Here is a 21,622-nt window from a genome sequence, read left to right as displayed (position 1 = left end):
GATAAGGAAAATAAACTATAGGTACTGGTGTATAAAATGTTACCCCAAAGTATCGTTGGGTAGAAGAAATGAAAGCTATAAATAGTTTCACTTTATTTCTGGAGAGGAGAAGGTATTGAAATCATGTCAAGATCTCAAGAAATTTCTAAGTGGTTTCGTAATTTACAACATTCGAAAAAACTAAGTTGGATTTCTTACGTTGTATTAGGAGCAGTGCTGTTTTTTGCGCTTATGAATAATGTAAAACCAGAGCAATTAGATGTTAACATGTATTCTATTGCGAAAAAGACAATCCATTCTCCTATAAAAATTGAAGATAAAGTTACAACGGATAAAAAGAAAAAAGAAGCCACTACAAAAGTTGAAGATCAATATACATATAAAAGTGAGTATAAACAAAATAAAGTTGATATTGTGAATGACGTCTTTGCTAAAGTGGATGAAGTGGTGCAAGAGATTAAAGCTGTTGGACCGGATGATCAAAAAAAGATGACTGATGCTGAGAAAGTGGACAAGTTAAAAAAGAAACTACCGGCTGACTTAACGAAAGAATTATCTGATTCAAACTTACTAAATTTGATTAATGCAGATTCGAGCCAATTAGTATTAGCGAAGGATGCTGCGGTCACAGCGATTAATAGTATCATGACTGAGCACATTAAAATGGACGAATTGAAAGATGCGAAAGAACGATATGTAAGTGAGATGAATAGTGTTAATGTTGATAATGGTTTAAAAGAGTCAATTAAGGCGCTAGGAAGATATGCAATTTCAGCGAATTATTTTTATGACCCGATCTTAACGAAAGAGAAGAGAAAAGCAGAGGAGGATTTAGTTCCACCTGTTTATATTCTTCAAGGACAAGTTCTTGTTAGAGAAGGTGAAACAATTTCAAGTGATGTGTATAATCAGTTGAAATTAGTTGGCTTGTTAGAAAAAGGGAACGGTTTTCAACCTTATGTTGGATTAGCGGTACTCATTGGTGTGTTACTATACTTTATGCATAAACAATTTGAATTATTTTTAAAGAGAAAAAGAGAAGATAGACCGTATGTTTTAGCGTATATTACAATTTTGTCTATCACAATCGTTTTAATGAAAATCATTAGTTTGTTTCAAAAACTTGAATATGCAGGGATTGCATATGTTGTCCCGGTTGCGATGGGAACAATACTTGTGAAATTAATGATTGGTGATCGATTTGTCTTTTTAACGAGTATGATTTTTTCTGTATGCGGAAGTATTATGTTTAATGAAGGAGTAACGAGTACATTAAATTATAGTGTAGGGATTTACGTATTGTTAAGTTCATTATCGGTTAGTATTTTCTTGAGAGAAAAAAATCGTCGTACAATGATTTTACAAGCTGGTATACTCGTTTCTGTATTAAATGTAGTTGTATTGGCGGCGCTCTTATTATTACGTAATGGGAATTTTTCGCCTCTTGAAATTGGTACGCAATTATTAATGGCTTCACTTTCAGGGATTATATCATCCGTTTTGGCTATGGGGATTTTACCATATTTAGAAAGTGGACTTGGAATCGTATCAAGTATGAAGCTTATGGAACTATCAAGTCCAAATCATCCGCTTTTACGCAGAATTTTGTTAGAAGCGCCAGGGACATATCATCATAGTGTAATGGTAGCGAATCTTTCTGAAGCTGCTTGCGAAGCAGTCGGGGCAAATGGTGTATTAGCGCGTGTAGGGGCATATTATCATGATGTAGGAAAAACAGTACAACCACAATTCTTTATTGAAAACCAAATGGGGATTGAAAACCCGCATGATAAATTAGATCCTGTAACGAGTAAAGATATTATAATTGCTCACGTAACGGATGGAGTAAGAATGCTTGAAGAATATCATATTCCACAAGAAATTATTGATATCGCTGGGCAACATCACGGTACAACGTTACTGAAATATTTTTATTATAAAGCGATTAAAGAAGATAAAGAAAAATATACAGAAGAGATGTTCCGTTATCCGGGCTCAAAAGCAACTTCGAAAGAATCGGCAATTGTTGGTATTGCTGATAGTGTAGAAGCTGCGGTACGTTCTATGAATCACCCAACGCCAGAACAAATTAATAATTTAGTGCAAAGTATTATTAAAGATCGATTGCAAGACGGTCAATTTAGTGAATGTGATTTGACGTTTAAGGAACTACAAATCGTTGGGAAAACGTTGTGTGAAACGTTAAATGGTATTTTCCATTCGCGTATTACATATCCGGAACTTCCGGAAGAAAAGGAGAAAGAATGAGTTTGTTAATTGATTTTATTGATGAAACAGAAGAAGTAAAAGAAGAGTATATGAGTTTAATTCGTGAAGTGTTAGAAAAAGCAGCTCAAATGGAAAATATCGAGGGTGGTGCGGAGGTATCGGTGACATTTGTAGATAATGAGCGCATTAGAGAAATTAATCGTGATTACCGAGATAAAGATCAACCTACAGATGTAATATCCTTTGCTATGGAAGAGATGGGAGAAGGAGAAATGGAGATTGTTGGTGCAGAGATGCCGCGCATGTTAGGTGATCTTATTATCTCTATTCCAAGGGCGAAAGAGCAAGCTGAAGAGTACGGACATTCTTTCGATCGTGAACTTGGATTTTTGGCGTTACATGGCTTTTTACATTTACTTGGTTATGATCACATGACAGAAGAAGATGAAAAAGAAATGTTCGGAAGACAAAAAGAAATTTTAGAAGCTTTTGGATTAGGACGATGAAAAAAGGAAAACTTATAGATAGTTTTGGATATGCTATAGCTGGTATGTTCTTTTGTCTTCGTCATGAACGAAATATGAAAATTCATTATTTAGCCGCAGTCATTGTTATATGCTGCGGCTTTTATTTCCATATTACGAAAATAGAGTGGATGATATTACTTATTGTAATAGGGAGTGTAATGAGTTTAGAAATGGTAAATACGGCTGTAGAAAAAACGGTAGATTTAGCGACTGCCGATATTCATCCGTTTGCAAAAATTGCAAAGGATGTTGCAGCAGGAGCGGTTTTATTGTTTGCAATTATAGCTGTTATAATTGGTGCTATTATCTTTTTACCGTATATGGTATAGTTGCATTCCGAAGCTTTTATTAAGCTTTGGAAGTGCCGTAAGGGCCTTTAATGAGAGAGTGTATCTCTTCATAGCTGTGAACAGGAAGGATGCGGGAATATGAATAGTAAACAATTAATTCTAGAAGCAATCGAAGCGCGTAAACAAGCGTACGTACCATATTCTAAATTTCAAGTAGGTGCAGCATTATTAACGCGCGATGGAAAAGTATATCGTGGATGTAATGTTGAGAATGCATCATATGGCTTATGTAATTGTGCTGAAAGAACAGCTTTATTTAAGGCGGTTTCTGAAGGAGATAAAGAATTTGTAGCCATTGCGGTTGTAGCAGATACAAAGCGCCCAGTACCTCCTTGTGGAGCATGTCGACAAGTTATGGTAGAATTATGTAAACAGGATACGAAAGTATACTTATCAAATTTACATGGTGACGTTCAAGAGACGACAGTCGGAGAATTGTTACCAGGAGCATTTTTAGCGGAGGATTTACATGAATAGAAAAGGTTATAAATCAGGTTTTGTCTCTATTATTGGCAGACCGAATGTTGGAAAATCTACATTTTTAAACCGTATTATCGGCCAGAAAATTGCTATTATGAGTGATAAGCCACAAACGACTCGTAATAAAATTCAAGGTGTATATACAGAAAATGATTCACAAGTTATTTTCATTGATACACCAGGAATACATAAACCTAAACATAAATTAGGCGACTTCATGGTAAAGATGGCTCAAACGACATTGAAAGAAGTTGATATTGTTCTGTTTATGGTCAATGCAGTTGAAGGATTTGGTCGTGGTGAGGAATTCATCATTGAGAAATTAAAAGAAACGAAACAACCAGTATTTTTAGTAATTAATAAAATTGACCAACTTCATCCAGAGCAATTACTAGAGTTAATTGATCAATATCGTAAACTACATGAGTTTGCAGAGATTGTACCAATTTCTGCGTTAGACGGTAATAATGTGGACGCTTTAATTGGAACAATTAAAAAGTATTTACCAGAAGGACCACAATACTATCCAGATAATCAAGTAACGGATCATCCGGAGAGATTTATTATTGCAGAGCTTATTCGTGAGAAAGTACTACATTTAACACGTGAAGAAGTGCCACATTCTGTGGCTGTTGTTATCGATGCGATTCAAAAGCGTGAGGGCGGTGCAGTTTATATAAATGCAACGATTGTTGTTGAACGTGCATCACAAAAAGGAATCATCATCGGAAAACAAGGGAAAATGTTAAAAGAAGTTGGTAAGCGAGCTCGTTTTGATATTGAAGCGCTACTTGGTTCTAAAGTATTTTTAGAAGTATGGGTAAAAGTGCAAAAAGATTGGCGTAATAAAATGTCTCAGCTTCGTGACCTAGGTTTCCGCGAGGATGAGTACTAAAATAGAGTCAAGCTATAATCAGTGGATGGTTGGTTCATCCACTGATTATTGGTTTTTATGAACTTTGATAAATTAGGAAAAATTTTTCTCACATGAAAATGGACAAAATGGGTCAATTTAATAACAACAAAGGAAATTGGTTTATAGGCTACGCTTATTGAGAAAGGTGGATTCTTATGCTAGATTTTACCTGGAAGTTTTTCTCCAAAACAGGAAGCATTGAAACGTACTTGCTTTTGAAAGAAATGGAAAAAGACGTAAACGATGAGATGGATCAACATGAAGAGGAGCTAGCGCATCTAGACTCTCCAATTTCTTGACCCGTTTTGTTCAAACCTTGGATGGTGACGAACATGTTTCAAAAAGTTGAGGGCATCGTTATCCGTACGACAGATTACGGAGAAACGAACAAGATTGTTACAATATTCTCAAGAGAACTTGGTAAGGTAAGTGCAATGGCAAGAGGGGCAAAAAAACCGAAAAGCCGATTAGCATCTGTGTCGCAATTAATGATACATGGCCAGTTTCTTATTCAAATGGGATCTGGGCTTGGAACATTGCAACAAGGCGAGATTATTTCAACTATGAAAGAAATTCGCGAGGATATATTTTTAACTGCTTATGCATCATTTATTGTTGAGTTAACTGATAAAGCAACAGAAGATAAAAAACATAATCCGTATTTATTTGAAATGTTATATCAAACGTTGCATTATATGTGTGAGGGTGTTGATCCAGAAGTATTATCATTAATTTATCAAACGAAAATGCTTCCGGTATTAGGGATGCGCCCGTACTTTGATACATGTGCGATTTGTCATCAAGAAACAGACTTTGTCGCCTTCTCCGTCAGGGAAGGCGGTTTTCTGTGCTCACGTCATGCAGAGCAAGACCCATATCGTATACCGGTAGGAGAAGCTGTTCATAAATTATTACGTCTTTTCTTCCATTTCGATTTACATAGGCTCGGAAATGTATCGGTAAAGGATAGCACAAAAAAACAAATGCGTTTAGTATTGAATACATATTATGATGAATATTGCGGAATTTATTTGAAATCAAGACGTTTTTTAGAACAACTTGATAAGTTTCAAATATAATTTTGGGCCGTATACGGTCCTTTTTACATACTTTCTTTTTCGAATAGCATATTTAGTATATAATATTTAAGAGATAGTATAACTTTTTTCGTTGTGCATTAAAGGTGGTGATTATCATAGAGCTGAATAAACGACAAGAACATATCATTCAGATTGTAAAAGATCACGGTCCTATTACAGGGGAATCAATTGCAGCGCAATTGGGTCTAACACGTGCGACGCTAAGACCAGACTTAGCAATTTTAACGATGGCTGGTTATTTAGAAGCACGTCCACGCGTAGGTTATTTTTATACGGGTAAAACTGGGGGGCAGCTATTATCTGAAGCTGTTAAGAAAATTAAAGTACAAGATTATCAATCTAGACCGGTTGTAATTGATAAAAATGTTTCCGTATACGATGCAATTTGTACGATGTTTTTAGAGGACGTTGGTACATTGTTCGTTGTAGATCAGATGACTCTATTAGTTGGTGTTGTGTCTCGTAAAGATTTATTAAGAGCGAGCTTAGGAAAGCAGGATTTAACCTCTCTTCCGGTTAATATTATCATGACAAGGATGCCAAACATTGCAATGTGTCGTAGAGAGGATTCTTTATATGATATTGCGATGGAATTAATAGAAAGACAGATTGATGCAATGCCAGTTGTAAAAGATACGAAACAAGGTTTAGAAGTGATTGGGCGAATTACAAAAACAAATATTACACGTGCGTTTGTAAATTTAGTAAATAACGAATAAGTGTAATTTGTTTAAAGTGAGGTAATGTAATGGATAATAAAATCGTATATGTCGTATCTGACTCTGTAGGGGAAACGGCTGATTTGGTTGTTCGAGCAGCAATGGGGCAATTCCCGTTTGCTCCTGATATTAGACGTGTACCGTATGTAGAAGATACAGGGACATTAAAAGAAGTGATTTCGATTGCTAAGAGTAATCAAGCACTTATATGTTTTACGTTAGTTAAGCCTGATATGCGCCAGTATTTAGTAACAGAGGCTGCAAGAGAAGGGGTAGAGGCATACGATATTATCGGCCCTCTTATTGATCAAATTGAAGAAATTACGGGGCAAGTGCCGAGGTATGAGCCAGGTGTTGTCCGTAGGTTAGATGAAGAATACTTTAAAAAAATTGAAGCGATTGAGTTTGCTGTGAAGTATGATGACGGCAGAGATGCACGAGGTATTTTAAAAGCAGATATCGTGTTGATTGGTGTTTCGCGTACATCAAAAACACCACTTTCTCAATATTTAGCTCATAACAAACGCTTGAAAGTTGCGAATGTACCACTCGTACCAGAAGTTGACCCACCTGAAGAACTATATCAAGTGGCAAAAGAAAAATGTTTCGGTTTGAAAATTACACCAGATAAGTTAAATCATATTCGAAAAGAACGATTAAAATCACTTGGATTAAGTGATGGAGCAACATATGCAAATATTAATCGTATTCAAGAAGAAATTGATCACTTTGAGGAAGTAATTAGTAAAATAAATTGCCAAGTAATCGATGTATCGAATAAAGCGATTGAAGAAACAGCAAATATTATTGTGAATGCAGTGCAAAACCAAAAAATGTTTTAGCACATTTACCAAAGGTGAATGTGCTTTTTTCGCTCGTGTGAAATATGATACCTATAGATTTTGTAATAGATTGTAGTGTAATGGTTATACTTATACTCCTTTGTCTTTTAGTATATTCAAGGTGTAAGTTTGTCATCCTGAAATGTAAGATGAAAAAATAAAGGGATATGTAGCGTAGTTGAAGAAAATATATTATAATAAAAAATTGTGATAAAAACCTATATTTTACGTTTAGACTTTAATTTTTCAGAATAAACTAGGGATAGGATTTACGAAAAAGACATGTAATTACGTTAAATCGACAAAATCTATACAAGAAAACGCACATTATGGAAGGATTCACAGAAGGGATGTAGAATACAGAAATATGCAAAACATCAACAACATATTAGTTGGTATAGATGCATGTCCCGTGAAGACTGAAATTGTGCAAGTTGGAGCGGAATTTCATGTCGGAATTTTGTTTGTCGCATCATATGCTCATCCTTTAAGGAAATAGCAAGGAAATTGGATCTTTGTAGATACTGAACAAAATGGAGTTGATTGTTATATGGATCACCATGAAAAAGCTACAGATCTCAAGATCAAACAGTATATGTGGCTTGCTACTCTTCTTGTAAAAAGGTGTATATGTATTGTTTCTAAGAGGTACATTTGTAACAGATGAGCAAATGTATACAATTTTATATAGCAAGTATGTATATGCGATTTATGCAGATAAAGGACCTATAGGAAAGGTTCAAAATCGTTTATACAATGTAATCGGCAACACTTTCTAACAAGTTTAGAAAAATATTGTCGAATTATAAAGGAATTTTTTAATTTATATCGAATACAAAATACGACACGGAGATGGAGTTATGGGGAACAGAATTCCCGAAGAAGTTGTTGAACAGATTCGGACATCATCCGATATTGTAGAAGTCATTGGTGAATACGTTCAACTTAGAAAACAGGGGCGTAACTATTTCGGCCTTTGTCCATTTCATGGTGAGAATTCTCCTTCATTCTCTGTTTCATCTGATAAGCAAATTTTTCATTGCTTCGGATGTGGAGAAGGTGGAAATGTATTTTCATTTCTAATGAAAATGGAAGGACTGGCTTTTACCGAGGCTGTTCAAAAGCTAGGCGAAAGAAATGGAATTGCGGTTGCAGAGTACACATCAGGGCAAGGACAACAAGAAGACATATCTGATGACACTGTCATCATGCAACAAGCTCATGAATTATTGAAAAAGTATTATCATCATTTATTAGTAAATACGGAAGAGGGAAATGAAGCACTTTCATATTTATTAAACCGTGGTATTACGAAAGAGATGATTGAGAAGTTTGAAATTGGTTATGCATCACCTGCTTGGGATGCAGCGACGAAAATTTTACAAAAAAGAGGTTTATCGCTGTCTAGTATGGAACAAGCTGGCCTTCTAATAAGAAGTGAGAAGGATGGTAGTCATTACGATCGCTTCCGTGGAAGAGTTATGTTCCCGATCTATACGTTACAAGGTAAGGTGATAGCGTTTAGTGGAAGGGCGTTAGGAGATGACACTCCAAAATATTTAAATAGCCCGGAAACGCCAATTTTTCACAAAAGTAAATTGTTGTATAACTTCCACCAAGCAAGACCGTTTATTAGAAAGCGTGGGCAAGTGGTTCTTTTTGAAGGATATGCCGATGTACTAGCTGCGGTAAAAAGTGGCGTGGAAGAAGCCGTTGCGACAATGGGAACGGCTTTAACTGAAGAACAAGCAAAACTTCTGCGACGTAACGTTGAAACTGTTGTTCTTTGCTATGATGGTGATAAAGCAGGGCGAGAAGCGACGATGAAAGCAGGGCAATTATTGCTAAAAGTTGGTTGCCAAGTGAAAGTCACATCCTTGCCAGATAAGCTTGATCCTGATGAATATGTGCAACAATATGGGACTACCGCTTTTGAAAATCTTGTGAAATCAAGTGTGAGTTTTGTTGGTTTTAAAATAAATTATTTGCGTTTAGGGAAAAATTTGCAAGATGAGTCTGGCAAAGAAGAATATGTGAAAAGTGTTTTAAAAGAGTTATCGTTGTTACAAGATGCGATGCAGGCAGAGTCATATTTGAAGTCATTATCGCAAGAATTTTCGTATTCAATGGAAACACTTTTGAATCAATTGCACCAATATCGCAAAGAACAAAAGGTACAGCAAAAACAAATAAAGCAGGTTGCTAAACCGTCTCAAGTCGTTCAAACAAAACCGAAGTTAACAGGTTTTGAAAGAGCGGAAAGAGAAATTATTTACCATATGTTGCAAAGTGCAGAAGTAGCTGTTCGTATGGAATCCCATATAGAAGATTTTCATACAGAAGAACATAAAGGGATTTTATATGAACTATACGCATATTATGAAAAGGGAAATGAACCTTCAGTCGGAACATTTTTAAGTTGGCTCTCTGATGAAAAGTTGAAAAATATTATCACTGATATTTCGACGGATGAATTTATTAATCCAGAATACACAGAAGAAGTGTTGCAAGGCCATTTGGAGACGCTTAGACGGCATCAGGAAAAACTTGAAAAGATGGAGATCATCTTTAAAGTGAAACAAATGGAAAAAACAGATCCTGTAGAGGCTGCTAAATATTATGTAGCATATTTACAAAATCAAAAAGCGAGAAAATAGCTTTTTTGATAAAGTTTTAGTATAATGAATGTTTGTATCTCGCGTAAGGAGGGGAACAGATGGCTGACAAACCAGCTCGTTCTAAACAAATTGAAACTGAAATGACCCTTGAGCAAGTGAAAGAACAACTCACTGAGCTCGGAAAAAAACGTGGCGTTCTTACATATGAAGAGATTGCAGAACGCATGAATGGATTTGAAATTGAATCCGATCAAATGGATGAATACTATGAATATTTAGGTGAACAAGGCATTGACTTAGTTGGTGATAATGACAACGAAGAAGGCCCTAATAATCGCCAAATTACAAAGACAGAAGAAGAGTTTGACCTCAATGATTTAAGTGTACCACCTGGGGTTAAAATCAACGATCCTGTTCGTATGTATTTAAAAGAAATTGGTCGTGTAGACTTACTATCTGCAGAAGAAGAAATTCGACTTGCAACGCGTATTGAAGAAGGCGATGAAGAAGCGAAACGTCGTCTTGCAGAAGCAAACTTACGTCTTGTAGTAAGTATTGCAAAGCGCTACGTAGGCCGTGGTATGCTTTTCTTAGACTTAATTCAAGAAGGTAATATGGGTCTAATTAAAGCTGTTGAAAAGTTCGATTATCGTAAAGGTTTCAAATTTAGTACGTATGCAACTTGGTGGATTCGCCAAGCTATTACACGTGCCATTGCAGACCAAGCGCGAACAATTCGTATTCCAGTTCATATGGTTGAAACGATTAATAAGTTAATTCGTGTACAACGTCAATTATTACAAGATTTAGGTCGCGAACCGTCTCCTGAAGAGATTGGTGAAGAAATGGATCTTGCTCCAGAAAAAGTACGTGAAATCTTAAAAATTGCACAGGAGCCAGTTTCTCTTGAAACACCAATTGGTGAAGAAGATGACTCCCATTTAGGTGACTTTATTGAAGACCAAGAAGCAACATCGCCTGCGGACCATGCAGCCTATGAATTGCTAAAAGAACAATTAGAAGATGTGTTAGATACACTAACAGATCGTGAAGAAAATGTTCTGCGTCTTCGTTTCGGTTTAGATGATGGACGAACTCGTACGCTTGAAGAAGTTGGGAAAGTATTCGGCGTAACGAGAGAGCGTATCCGTCAAATTGAAGCAAAAGCACTTCGCAAATTAAGACATCCAAGTCGTAGTAAGCGTCTTAAGGATTTCTTAGAATAGGTTATTTTTTAAGTTTACTTCACCTTTGTGAAGTAAACTTTTTTATTTTGTTAATTTTTGTTAAAATTTAGCTATCGACAACGATTACAATTTCTTGTAATTTATTTTACAGAATTGTCTTTTGATTTGCAAATGCTCATTTTTCGATTTTTCGATTAATTTTGTTTATTCTATACAAAAATATATGTAGAAAAGCGAAAAATATGATGAGAAACGTTAATAATTATCGAAATAATAAGCTATATGACAATAAAAAACAATAAACTGAATTTATGGAATATTTTTAACAAGTAGTAGTTTACTCTTTTCTGATAGAGCGTTTTCAAGTACAATGGAAATGACTGAATCATCTAACTATTTAGGGGTATAGAGGGGGGAGAAGAGATATGAAACGTAATCCGCTGATTCCGTTCGCTCTTATTGCAGCATTAGGTATTATCGTTATGTTTGTATTTTCATTTCAGGGGCTAAATAAATCTAAAGAGTTAGCTGATGCAAAAAATGGCGGGAAGCCAGCACAAACAGCATCAAAACCAGAGGATATTGTGAAGCAAAGCTGTACGAGCTGCCACGGTGATCAGTTACAAGGGGCAGTAGGACCTAACTTACAAAAAATTGGTGGGAAACTTTCAAAGGATGAAATTAAAGAAATTCTTTCCAAAGGAAAGGGCAATATGCCTGCCAATATAGTTCCAGCTGATCAAGCCACTAAAGTAGCTGATTGGTTATCGAAGAAAAAATAAAGTTCCGTATGACAAGTCTTTTGCTTATGCAAAGGGCTTGTTTTTCTATATTTTCTAAAATACGATGAATGATAGAGAAGTGAATTGTTGTTATGGGCTTGCAACAACTACTATAAATTCATTATCATGGAGACAGACTGACAAGAGAAGGAGTAATGGAAATACATGAATGAAGTAAAGCTTTCAAAACGATTAGAAGAAGTTGTGCGTGAAATACCAGTAGGATCTACAGTTGCTGATATTGGATCGGATCATGCGTATTTACCGTGTTATACAATTATAAATAATATTGCTACAAAAGCAGTTGCAGGTGAAGTTGTAGATGGACCATTTCGTTCTGCACAAGCAACTGTAGCTGAAAGTGGCTTACAAGATAAAGTAGATGTACGTAAAGGGAATGGATTAGCTGTTATCGCGCCAGGAGAAGTAGATGTTATTACGGTTGCTGGAATGGGCGGAGCGTTAATTCGTGACATTTTAGAAAGTGGTAAAGAAAAATTAGAAGGTGTAACACGTTTAATTTTACAGCCGAATATTGCAGCACATCATATTCGTGAATGGTTTGTTGAAAATGGTTGGGAGCTTATCCATGAAAAAATCGTAAAAGAAGATGGGAAAATTTACGAGATTTTAGTAGGAGAGCGAGGAAATGTCGAAGCACCTTACTCGGAAAATAAACAAGCGGGATTGTTTATGGGGCCATTTCTAATAAAAGAGAAAAATGAAGCTTTTGGTGAGAAATGGGAAGGGGAATTGAAAAACTTCCAAAATATTTTAAAACAGTTAGAACGTGCGGCTAATTCTGAAGAAACAAAAGCGAAACGTGCAGAAGTAGAAGCGAAAATGAAAATGATAGGGGAGATTTTATCATGAGTAAAATTCCAAACGGCCATGAAATTATTTCTTTATTTGAAAGTATGTATCCGAAGCATTTGGCGATGGAAGGAGATAAAATTGGTCTGCAGATTGGAGCGCTTAATAAATCTGTACAACACGTATTGATTGCGTTAGATGTAACGAAGGAAGTTGTGGAGGAAGCGATTCAATTAGGAGCGAATGTCATTATCGCGCATCATCCTTTAATTTTTAATCCGTTAAAAGCGATTCATACAGATAAAGCGTACGGAAGAATTATTGAAACGTGTATTAAAAATGATATTGCCATTTATGCAGCGCATACAAATGTGGATGTTGCCAAGGGCGGGGTAAATGATTTACTTGCTGAGGCGTTGGGGTTGCAAAATACAGAAGTTTTGGCACCGACATATGCAGAAGAAATGAAAAAAGTTGTTGTGTTTGTGCCAGTAACTCATGCAGAAGAAGTACGAAAAGCATTAGGAGACGCAGGTGCTGGTCATATCGGCAATTATAGCCACTGTACGTTTAGTAGCGAGGGTACAGGTACGTTTGTACCTCAAGAGGGGACAAATCCTTATGTAGGGGAAACTGGACAGTTAGAGCGCGTAGAAGAAGTGCGAATCGAAACGATTATTCCAGTTTCACTACAACGAAAAGTGATTAAAGCGATGGTAACGGCACATCCATATGAAGAAGTAGCGTATGATGTGTATCCACTTGATAACAAAGGCGAAACATTAGGGCTTGGGAAAATAGGATACTTAAAAGAAGAAATGACACTTGGACAGTTTGCAGAACATGTAAAGCAATCATTAGATGTAAAGGGTGCACGAGTTGTTGGGAAATTAGATGATAAAGTGCGTAAAGTAGCTGTACTTGGTGGTGATGGTAACAAATACATCAATCAAGCTAAATTTAAAGGAGCGGATGTATATGTAACAGGTGACATGTATTATCATGTTGCTCATGATGCGATGATGCTCGGTTTAAATATAGTTGACCCAGGACATAACGTTGAAAAAGTAATGAAGCAAGGTGTGCAAAAGCAATTACAAGAAAAAGTGGATGCAAAGAAACTCAATGTACACATTCATGCTTCGCAATTACATACAGATCCATTTACATTTGTATAAGAAAAATAAAAACCGTTGCTCATATAGGCAACGGTTTTTATTATTGTTCTTTTTTCACTTTTACACGAGGTAATATTTTTTGTAACGGTACTTTTCGAACTCTCTCCCATGTAGCGGGATTCATTGGGTCATATTGATCTAAGAAAGCGATAACTTCTTTTGTAATTGGAGTTGGAGTAGAAGCACCTGCTGTAACAGCTACGTTTTCTACACCTTGTAGCCACTCTAATTGAATTTCGCTTACATCAGCAACTCGATATGCTTTTGTACCTGCGATTTCTTGTGATACTTGTGCTAAGCGATTTGAATTGTTACTTTTCGGATCACCAACAACAATTGTTAAGTCTGCAACATCAGCTTGTTTAGCGACAGCTTCTTGGCGAACTTGAGTTGCTAAACAAATTTCTTTATGGAATTCTGCTGTTGGGAATTTTTTTTGAATGTCCTCCATTAAATGTTGAACATCCCATTGACTCATCGTTGTTTGATTCGTTACTAAAATTTTATCTGTTGGGATTTCTAATGTTTTTAAATCATCGGCTCTTTCGATAAGGTGAACAATGTCAGGTGCAATACCGACTGCGCCTTCTGGCTCTGGATGATTTTTTTTACCGATATAAATGACATGATACCCTTCCGCTTTCTTAGCTTCGATAAGGTCATGCGTCTTGGTAACATCTGGACAAGTGGCATCGATTGTTGTTAAACCTTTTTCTTTTGCGCGTTGTTTAACTTCTGGAGAAACACCGTGTGCAGTGAAAATAACAGTACCAGAATCAATTTTATCTAAAATTTCTAAGCGACTTGGACCGTCTAATGTGATGATTCCATCTTCTTCAAAAGCGTCTGTAACATGTTTATTGTGAACAATCATACCTAAAATATAAATGGGTCTCGGCAATGATTTATCTAATGCGGCGTTACGTGCAATTACCATTGCATCGACAACACCGTAGCAATAACCACGAGGGGAAATTTTAACAATTTTCATATGAGTAATCCTCTCCTTCTAAACAAGGGATACTTTTGTGCATAGTCTTTTACATTATAAAGGAGGAGTGGATAGAAAACAAAGGATTGTTACACATATAGTTTTGGTTTTGTTGCTGTTTGTTGAACTGGTTCTTTCGGTAACTCTTTTTCTATTACAGGTTCAATCACTATTTTCTTTCGTTTTCGTTTCTTTTTTTGAGGTGTAGGAGGCGGACTTTCTACCTCAACTGGCTCTGTTACATTTTCCGTTTGATTTTCTTCCGTACTTTTTCCAGAGGTGAGGATTTTAACAATGCTTGGTAGACTACGCATAATAGGACCGTACTGTTCGACGACAGGACCTACAGATTGAACGACTTGGGATACTTTTTCGATGTTATTTATCATATTAGTTGGATTCGAAATTAAATTCGAAAAAAAACTGCCGATGCCACTGCTTGCTGTAGCTGTAGTTGCTGCCCCGCCGCGCGTTTCATTTGATTCATACATTTGAGGCGGTATCATTTGCTCAGGATGTTGCTGCATGTATGGTTGATATTGTGGATGTTGCTGAGGATATTGTTGCTGGTATTGCTGTTGATATTGCTGTTGATATTGCTGCGGCGGTGGTTGCTGATGCATCATCGGCGGGCCTTCCATTTGTCGGTAAGGCGGAACCATTTGCATAAAAGGCTCGGTTGGATCGTGTTTTTTAAAAAGCTTAGCAAGAAAACCTTTCTTTTTTTGCGCCATTGGTGGTAGTTGTGGAATGGGATATGGTGTATAAGGTTGTTGTCCTTGATTCGGATACATTTGCCTTGTAGGGGATTTCGGAAACATGTGAGAAATCCTCCTTTCTTCAGTTAGGTATATACACATACAATATGCAATAAAAGGGAAGAAGGTTAGTTTTTGAAGTGAAAACCTAAACTAAAGATGGATTTTACTTGTAGATTTCGATATAATGTAGACTTGACTGATTTGTGCGCGCAGTAGAAATTTTAGAAAGAAGGTGTAACTTATGACGCAAAAAACTTTTACACAGTATGATTTTAAACCATTTTTAATAGATGCAGTTCGTGAACTACGCTTTACAGAGCCGACAGGAATTCAGCAGAAAATTTTCCCGGTCGTGAAAAAAGGTGTAAGTGTAATTGGGCAATCCCAAACAGGTTCTGGGAAAACACATGCATACTTACTTCCTACATTAAACAGAATTAATGCAAGCCGTGAAGAAGTACAACTTGTTATTACAGCACCTACTCGTGAGTTAGCACAACAAATTTACGAAGAGATTGTGAAATTAACAAAATTCTGTGCGGAAGATCAAATGATTACAGCGCGTTGTTTAATTGGTGGAACTGATAAACAACGTTCAATTGAAAAATTGAAAAAACAACCTCATATCGTAGTTGGGACACCAGGGCGTATTAAAGACTTAGTTGAAGAACAAGCATTATTTGTTCATAAAGCAAATACGATTATTGTCGATGAAGCAGACTTAATGCTTGATATGGGATTTATTCATGATGTAGATAAAATTGCAGCACGTATGCCTAAAAACTTGCAAATGCTAGTTTTCTCTGCAACAATTCCTCAAAAACTAAAACCGTTTCTGAAGAAATATATGGAGAATCCAGAGCATATTCATATCAATCCAAAACAAGTTGCAGCTGGAAACATTGAACACTATTTAGTGCCTTCTAAACATCGTAATAAAATTGATTTAGTGAATAAAATGCTACTTCAATTTAAACCGTATTTAGCAGTTGTTTTCACGAATACGAAAAAGATGGCAGATCAAGTTGCTGATGGATTAATGGAACGCGGCTTAAAAGTTGGACGAATTCACGGGGATTTATCACCACGTGATCGAAAAAAAATGATGAAACAAATTCGTGACCTTGAATTCCAATATATTGTTGCGACTGATTTAGCAGCACGTGGTATTGATATTGAAGGGATTAGCCATGTTATTAACTATGAGCTACCATCAGATTTAGATTTCTTCGTTCACCGCGTTGGAAGAACAGCACGTGCGGGGCATTCTGGTATTGCAGTGACGATTTATGATCCAGCAAACGAAGAAGCGTTAGATAGCTTAGAAAAACAACGTCATATCGAGTTTAAACATGTAGATTTACGTGGAGATGAGTGGGCGGATTTAGGTGAGCGTCGTCGTCGTAAGAGCCGTAAAAAACCAAATGACGAACTTGATGTTATGGCAACGAAAGTTATTAAAAAACCGAAAAAAGTAAAACCAAACTATAAACGTAAACTTGCAACAGAACGTGACAAAGTGAAGAGAAAATATAGCAATAAAAAAAGATAAGGGGTTTCCCTTATCTTTTTTTAATCCCGCTAATTTAAATGAAGAGTATAGTCTGTTTAAATAGTCAAATAAATTTGTGTAGTGCGTCTTTTGTGAACAAACAATTCACTACATATTTCTACAAATTATGCTATCATTATATCTATTGTATATTGAAGAGGTGATTGTATGTTAAAGATTGGATCTCATGTTTCCATGAGTGGTAAGAAAATGTTATTAGCAGCAAGTGAAGAGGCTGTTTCATATGGTGCAACGACGTTTATGATTTATACAGGTGCACCGCAAAATACACGAAGAAAACCAATTGAAGAATTGAACATAGAAGCAGGAAGAAAACATATGGAGCTGAATGGAATTGAGGAGATTATCGTCCATGCACCGTATATTATTAATGTTGGGAATACGACAAAGCCAGAAACATTCCAATTAGGTGTAGACTTCCTTCGTATGGAAATTGAAAGAACATCGGCATTAGGTGTAGCGAAACAAATTGTTCTTCACCCAGGAGCGCACGTTGGTGCTGGAGCAGATGCTGGTATTCAACAAATTATTAAAGGGCTTAATGAAGTACTAACGCCAGAACAGACGGTTAACATTGCCTTAGAGACGATGGCAGGAAAAGGAACAGAATGTGGTCGTAGCTTTGAAGAAATTGCAAAGATCATTGATGGCGTAAAATATAATGAAAAGCTATCTGTATGCTTTGATACGTGTCATACGCACGATGCAGGATATGATATTGTAAATGACTTTGACGGTGTATTAAACGAATTTGATAAGATCGTTGGTATAGATCGTTTACAAGTACTTCATATTAATGATAGTAAAAATGTATGCGGAGCAGGAAAAGACCGTCATGAAAACATCGGATTTGGTCATATTGGGTATAAAGCGTTGCATCATATTGTACATCATCCACAGTTAATGCATGTACCAAAAATTCTTGAAACACCGTATGTAGGGGAAGATAAAAAAGATAAGAAGCCACCATACAAATTGGAAATCGAAATGCTGAAAAACGGTACTTTTGATGAAGGGCTTCTTGAAAAAATTAAAGCGCAATAAGGAGGGGATTTCCCCTCCTTATTTTAGTAATTGCTGAAATAATGTATTTACTTGTTGGGCAGTGGCAGGAGAGGTTACTTTTGCAATCTGTTTTAAGAGCTCTAGTCGCTCGTTGTTATCGTAAATATTAATATTTTTACCTTTCATAAGTAAAACGATTTGGTCAGCTTGTGCAGTCGTAATAGAAACTTCATATTCTTTGCTATATTTTAATAACTCTTTTGTAGAAATATGATTTAATTTTTTATTAACAATTTGTTTTATGAGGTTCATCTTGTTATCCTCCTTCACGCGTTCTTCTATCGAAATATATGAGCATATAGCTTGTACATATTCGTATGGAGTTTCTTTTTTCATGAGGAAAAGAAGCGTATGTTATAATATAAGGACAAAACTACAGAAAAAGAGTAAAGGGAGGACCTATGGAGCAAAAGCAACATCGAAAAGAAAGTGTTATTCATCTCATTTATCGTTTAGTTATGATTATTTTTGGAGCAGCATGCGCGGCGGTAGCGATTGAACTATTTTTAATGCCAAATAAAATTATTGATGGTGGAATTATTGGTATTTCTCTTATATTAGATTATCTTACTCCTAACATTTGGTGGTTAAGTTTTTCTACTTTAGTCGTTGTTCTCAATATCCCATTTATGTATTCGGGTTATAAGCAAATTGGAAAAACATTTATGTTATCTTCGACATTTGGTATTGTAGCGTTAGCTTTCATTGAGTCAACGTTACATGCGGTGCCACCATTTACAACAGAACCTATTTTAGCGACAGTGTTTGGTGGGCTTATTTTAGGTCTTGGTGTAGGACTTGTAATTCGTCATGGTGGGTCGTTAGATGGAACTGAAATTATGGGGATTTTATTAACGAAGAAATTACCGTTCTCTGTTGGTGAATTCGTAATGTTTGTGAACTTATTTATTTTTGCATGGGCAGCATTTGTGTTTGGTGTGGAACAAGCGATGTATTCTGTTATGACGTACTATATCGCATTTAAAACGATCGATACAGTAATTCAAGGGCTAGATGAAACGAAGGCGGTTTTAATTGTATCTGATCAATATGAGGAAGTATCAAACGCGATTTTGCATCGTCTTGGCCGTGGAACTACAAAGCTGGTAGCAAAAGGTGGTTACACGGATAAAGAAAAAGAAGTTATTTATGCAGTTGTAACGCGTCTAGAAGTGACGAAGTTAAAATCAATTGTGCATGAAATTGATGAAAATGCGTTTGTTACGATTATGAACACGCAAGAGACAAATGGTGGTAAGTTTAAATCGGCTATTCACTAAAAATTTATAGGAATATTTTTCGAAGCAGAGAATTTTTCTCTGCTTTTTGTTATAATAGTAAGGTTTCTTGAAAAAATAGATATATTTTAGGCAGATTGGTTTACAACTATAATAAGCTGTACTATAATTCAAATAGATATAAATCGGAATCATTCTGAATTAAAATAGGTGAGATGCTATGAATAATATATTAGAGATTGAAGGTTTAACATTCCGATACGAAGATCGGAATGTGTTAGAAAATATTAATTTGCAAGTTCCGAAGGGAGCTTTTTTAGGTTTAGTGGGACCGAATGGTTCAGGTAAATCAACTTTACTTAAGTGTTTATTAGGCGTTTTAAAGCCAAAAGAAGGAAGCATTCGCGTGTTTGGCGTTGATAGTAAGAAGTTTAAGGAATGGAACAAAGTTGGTTATGTATCCCAAAAGGCAAATAGTTTCAATTCTGGTTTTCCAGCAACTGTTTCTGAAGTTGTGTCAATGGGACTTGTTTCGAAAAAAGGGCTTTTTCGATTTTTCACAAAAGAAGATAAGAAAAAGGTAGAAAAAGCAATTGCTGATGTAGGGATGAGTGAGTTTCAAGGTCGTAACATTGGAGAGCTTTCTGGTGGACAGCAACAGCGTGTATTTATTGCTCGTGCGCTTGTTAGTGATCCTGAATTGCTTATTTTAGACGAGCCTACTGTTGGAATCGATGTAAAAAATGTGGAAAGTTTTTACGAAATATTAGAGGATTTAAACAAAAGGTTGGGAATCACATTAATTCTTGTTACTCATGATATGGGAGCTGTTACCGAAAAAGTAACACATGTTGCATGCCTAAACCAACATCTACATTTCCATGGAAATGTAGAGAAGTTCCGAGAGTTAGAAGATGCAGAAATGTCCGTCTTATATGGACATCATGTTCATCGTTTAGAACACGAACATGAGCATCACGGGAGGATATAATGATACAAGATTTTTTACAATATGACTTTTTACGTAATTCTTTATACGCAGGTATTTTAATTGGACTTGTTGCACCGCTAATTGGTGTGTTTGTTGTTATTCGTCGTTTATCTCTTATTGCGGATGCATTAAGTCACGTGACGTTATCAGGTATTGCAGCAAGTTTATTACTTGAAAAAACCATTTTTACAGGTGGATTTTTAAACCCCTTATATATGGGGATGATTTTTTCAATTGGTGGAGCGCTACTAATCGAAAAGTTAAGAACTGTATATAAGCACTATCAAGAATTAGCAATTCCGATTATCCTTTCGGCAGGGATGGGAGTTGGAGTTATTTTCATTTCACTTGCAAATGGATTTAACACAGACTTATTTAGTTATTTATTTGGTAGTGTTAGTGCTGTAACAAGTACGGATTTAATTATTATTGGGATTGTAGCAATTGTTGTTGTTGCGACAATTATTTTATTATATAAAGAGCTGTTTCTACTATCATTTGATGAGGAATACGCAGTATCAACTGGTTTAAGAGCGAAATGGATTCACTTTATTTTCATTATATTAGTTGCTCTTGTCATTGCAGTATCAATGCGTGTAGTAGGGGTTCTTCTCGTATCATCATTAATGACGTTGCCAGTTGCAGCGAGTATTCGTATTGCTAAAGGATTTAAACAAACAATTTTCTTTTCCATTTTATTTGGTGAAATTGCAGTTATTGGTGGAATGTTTGCTTCGTATCAACTTGATCTAGCACCAGGTGGTACAATTGTTATGATAGCAGTTCTTATTTTAATCGGTGCGATTTTATGGAAGAAGAAAAAAACTGCATAAAGTAGGGATAGGTATGAATCTAACAGAAGCTTTACGCCTAATGAAAGAAAAAGGATACAAACATACTGGAAAAAGAGAAGAGATGCTCAGATTATTTGCAGCACATAATCGTTATTTAACTGCGAAAGACGTTTTAGAGCATATGAAAGACGACTATCCAGGGCTTAGTTTTGATACGATTTATCGTAACTTAACAGTTTTTGCTGAGATTGGTGTTTTAGAACAAACGGAATTAAATGGTGAAAAACATTTTCGTTTTACTTGTTCTATTATGGAACATCATCATCATTTTATTTGTTTGGATTGTGGGGGGACGAAAGAGATTACTTCCTGTCCAATGGATTTTATGAATAAAGATTTTACTGGTTATGAAGTAACGGGTCATAAGTTTGAAATATATGGCCGTTGTCCAAAATGTGCAAAGTAAAA

General features: G+C 35.9%; 24 protein-coding genes. 21 read left to right on the top strand and 3 right to left on the bottom strand.

What is annotated here, in order from left to right:
- Positions 1–123 precede the first annotated feature (123 nt).
- From C4S65_RS07935 to C4S65_RS07860, 15 genes are all read left to right on the top strand, one after another.
- Complete coding sequence (locus tag C4S65_RS07935) at positions 124–2,268, top strand: HD family phosphohydrolase (protein ID WP_000091517.1); 2,145 nt, start codon at positions 124–126, stop codon at positions 2,266–2,268.
- Entirely contained in the window at positions 2,265–2,735 is a 471-nt protein-coding gene (ybeY, locus tag C4S65_RS07930; protein WP_000054686.1) for an rRNA maturation RNase YbeY, read from the top strand. The genes C4S65_RS07935 and ybeY overlap by 4 nt, the downstream gene beginning before the upstream one ends.
- On the top strand, positions 2,732–3,085 hold the full coding sequence (locus tag C4S65_RS07925) for a diacylglycerol kinase family protein (RefSeq protein ID WP_000715475.1): 354 nt from the start codon (positions 2,732–2,734) through the stop codon (positions 3,083–3,085). The genes ybeY and C4S65_RS07925 overlap by 4 nt, the downstream gene beginning before the upstream one ends.
- Positions 3,086–3,184: 99 nt before the next feature.
- A complete protein-coding gene (locus C4S65_RS07920; RefSeq protein ID WP_001086281.1) occupies positions 3,185–3,583 on the top strand; it encodes a cytidine deaminase in 399 nt (132 codons plus the stop codon).
- A complete protein-coding gene (gene era, locus C4S65_RS07915) occupies positions 3,576–4,481 on the top strand; it encodes a GTPase Era (protein ID WP_001080237.1) in 906 nt (301 codons plus the stop codon). The genes C4S65_RS07920 and era overlap by 8 nt, the downstream gene beginning before the upstream one ends.
- Positions 4,482–4,657: 176 nt before the next feature.
- Positions 4,658–4,801 (top strand): YqzL family protein, encoded by a 144-nt coding sequence (locus tag C4S65_RS07910; RefSeq protein ID WP_000883924.1) that lies wholly within the window; start codon positions 4,658–4,660, stop codon positions 4,799–4,801.
- Between the two features lie 33 nt (positions 4,802–4,834).
- Positions 4,835–5,581: a DNA repair protein RecO gene (gene recO / locus C4S65_RS07905; RefSeq protein ID WP_103945178.1), complete on the top strand. Its 747-nt coding sequence runs from the start codon at positions 4,835–4,837 to the stop codon at positions 5,579–5,581.
- Between the two features lie 107 nt (positions 5,582–5,688).
- Complete coding sequence (locus C4S65_RS07900; protein ID WP_000583756.1) at positions 5,689–6,321, top strand: helix-turn-helix transcriptional regulator; 633 nt, start codon at positions 5,689–5,691, stop codon at positions 6,319–6,321.
- A gap of 29 nt (positions 6,322–6,350) precedes the next feature.
- On the top strand, positions 6,351–7,163 hold the full coding sequence (locus C4S65_RS07895; protein ID WP_000368949.1) for a pyruvate, water dikinase regulatory protein: 813 nt from the start codon (positions 6,351–6,353) through the stop codon (positions 7,161–7,163).
- A gap of 635 nt (positions 7,164–7,798) precedes the next feature.
- Positions 7,799–7,942: a hypothetical protein gene (locus C4S65_RS34320; protein ID WP_000479748.1), complete on the top strand. Its 144-nt coding sequence runs from the start codon at positions 7,799–7,801 to the stop codon at positions 7,940–7,942.
- 81 nt (positions 7,943–8,023) lie between these two features.
- Positions 8,024–9,820 carry a DNA primase gene (dnaG, locus tag C4S65_RS07880; RefSeq protein ID WP_000528221.1) on the top strand — a complete coding sequence of 599 codons (1,797 nt, stop codon included), beginning with the start codon at positions 8,024–8,026 and terminating at the stop codon, positions 9,818–9,820.
- 59 nt (positions 9,821–9,879) lie between these two features.
- Positions 9,880–11,007, top strand: a complete 1,128-nt coding sequence (rpoD, locus tag C4S65_RS07875) for an RNA polymerase sigma factor RpoD (protein WP_000764066.1) — start codon at positions 9,880–9,882, stop codon at positions 11,005–11,007.
- Positions 11,008–11,393: 386 nt separating this feature from the next.
- The gene (gene cccA / locus C4S65_RS07870) at positions 11,394–11,750 is read left to right on the top strand and encodes a cytochrome c550 (protein WP_000828142.1); all 357 of its coding nucleotides are present in this window, start codon (positions 11,394–11,396) and stop codon (positions 11,748–11,750) included.
- Positions 11,751–11,915: 165 nt separating this feature from the next.
- Entirely contained in the window at positions 11,916–12,623 is a 708-nt protein-coding gene (locus C4S65_RS07865) for a tRNA (adenine(22)-N(1))-methyltransferase TrmK (RefSeq protein WP_001006546.1), read from the top strand.
- Positions 12,620–13,741: a Nif3-like dinuclear metal center hexameric protein gene (locus C4S65_RS07860; RefSeq protein ID WP_000036249.1), complete on the top strand. Its 1,122-nt coding sequence runs from the start codon at positions 12,620–12,622 to the stop codon at positions 13,739–13,741. Before C4S65_RS07865 ends, C4S65_RS07860 begins: the two co-directional genes overlap by 4 nt.
- A 40-nt stretch (positions 13,742–13,781) precedes the next feature.
- Here the strand turns inward: C4S65_RS07860 and C4S65_RS07855 are convergent, their stop codons facing one another.
- Together C4S65_RS07855 and C4S65_RS07850 are read right to left on the bottom strand one after the other, a co-directional pair.
- Positions 13,782–14,732, bottom strand: coding sequence for a 4-hydroxy-3-methylbut-2-enyl diphosphate reductase (locus C4S65_RS07855; protein WP_000706658.1), 951 nt, complete (start codon positions 14,730–14,732; stop codon positions 13,782–13,784).
- 89 nt (positions 14,733–14,821) lie between these two features.
- Positions 14,822–15,553, bottom strand: coding sequence for a YqfQ family protein (locus tag C4S65_RS07850; protein ID WP_086407245.1), 732 nt, complete (start codon positions 15,551–15,553; stop codon positions 14,822–14,824).
- A 181-nt stretch (positions 15,554–15,734) separates the two neighbouring features.
- Here C4S65_RS07850 and C4S65_RS07845 point away from each other — a divergent pair, with 181 nt between their 5' ends.
- Both C4S65_RS07845 and C4S65_RS07840 read left to right on the top strand, forming a co-directional pair.
- Positions 15,735–17,045, top strand: a complete 1,311-nt coding sequence (locus C4S65_RS07845) for a DEAD/DEAH box helicase (protein ID WP_000192443.1) — start codon at positions 15,735–15,737, stop codon at positions 17,043–17,045.
- A 168-nt stretch (positions 17,046–17,213) separates the two neighbouring features.
- Complete coding sequence (locus tag C4S65_RS07840; protein ID WP_000912457.1) at positions 17,214–18,110, top strand: deoxyribonuclease IV; 897 nt, start codon at positions 17,214–17,216, stop codon at positions 18,108–18,110.
- Between the two features lie 18 nt (positions 18,111–18,128).
- Here the strand turns inward: C4S65_RS07840 and C4S65_RS07835 are convergent, their stop codons facing one another.
- Complete coding sequence (locus C4S65_RS07835) at positions 18,129–18,383, bottom strand: DUF2624 domain-containing protein (RefSeq protein ID WP_001048958.1); 255 nt, start codon at positions 18,381–18,383, stop codon at positions 18,129–18,131.
- A gap of 149 nt (positions 18,384–18,532) precedes the next feature.
- On the opposite strand from C4S65_RS07835, the gene C4S65_RS07830 reads away from it, so the two are divergent.
- The 4 genes from C4S65_RS07830 to C4S65_RS07815 all read left to right on the top strand — a co-directional run bounded on the left by C4S65_RS07830 (position 18,533) and on the right by C4S65_RS07815 (position 21,620).
- Positions 18,533–19,411, top strand: coding sequence for a YitT family protein (locus C4S65_RS07830; RefSeq protein WP_000435962.1), 879 nt, complete (start codon positions 18,533–18,535; stop codon positions 19,409–19,411).
- A 178-nt stretch (positions 19,412–19,589) separates the two neighbouring features.
- Positions 19,590–20,360, top strand: a complete 771-nt coding sequence (locus tag C4S65_RS07825; protein WP_001059662.1) for a metal ABC transporter ATP-binding protein — start codon at positions 19,590–19,592, stop codon at positions 20,358–20,360.
- Entirely contained in the window at positions 20,360–21,193 is an 834-nt protein-coding gene (locus C4S65_RS07820) for a metal ABC transporter permease (protein ID WP_000613815.1), read from the top strand. Before C4S65_RS07825 ends, C4S65_RS07820 begins: the two co-directional genes overlap by 1 nt.
- A gap of 13 nt (positions 21,194–21,206) precedes the next feature.
- Positions 21,207–21,620, top strand: a complete 414-nt coding sequence (locus C4S65_RS07815) for a Fur family transcriptional regulator (RefSeq protein ID WP_001054516.1) — start codon at positions 21,207–21,209, stop codon at positions 21,618–21,620.
- Positions 21,621–21,622: the final 2 nt, after the last annotated feature.

It is taken from the genome of Bacillus sp. ok061, from assembly GCF_900108285.1.
GTDB lineage: Bacteria > Bacillota > Bacilli > Bacillales > Bacillaceae_G > Bacillus_A > Bacillus_A thuringiensis_S.
The sequence above is the reverse complement of the archived record's forward strand: the minus strand, read 5'-3'. Positions and strand labels throughout refer to the sequence as shown.